The sequence below is a fragment of the Gilvimarinus gilvus genome (genome assembly GCF_030518155.1).
Lineage (GTDB): Bacteria > Pseudomonadota > Gammaproteobacteria > Pseudomonadales > Cellvibrionaceae > Gilvimarinus > Gilvimarinus gilvus.
In genome coordinates this window covers 1-336 of sequence record NZ_JAULRU010000266.1, presented here as the reverse complement: position 1 = coordinate 336, position 336 = coordinate 1, and the positions used below count along the sequence as shown (strand labels likewise).

Genomic DNA, 336 nt, shown 5'->3' with positions numbered 1-336 from the left:
CGCTCAAGGCCGGGCTGGACTGCCATGACAGGCCAAGCACACCCAGGCCGGTACTGAGGAAGTCACCCAGTACCGAGGACAAGGTGCCATTGGAGGGGAAGTAGCCATAGAAGTCAGGGTGCTGCCAGTGGGACAGGCCAGGCATGAGCAGTGCGTTGACGTCGTCGAGAATGGCCTCGAAGGGTTCACCTTGCTGGGGGGCTTGCCCTGGCAAGGCGGCCTTGAGGTAACCGGGTTCGACCTGGGCCATGACCGGGCGCTCGCCCACGGTCTGGCGGTAGTCGGCGATCAGGTCGATCAGCTGGTGGCCGTATTGGCGGAATTGTTCGGGGGTCA

At 63.7% G+C, this 336-nt stretch carries 1 protein-coding gene; it reads right to left on the bottom strand.

What is annotated here, in order from left to right; all coding sequences use genetic code 11:
* Positions 1 to 336 (bottom strand): pyridoxal-dependent decarboxylase (locus tag QWI17_RS04725; RefSeq protein WP_302721366.1); only part of this gene is annotated, 336 nt, incomplete at both ends.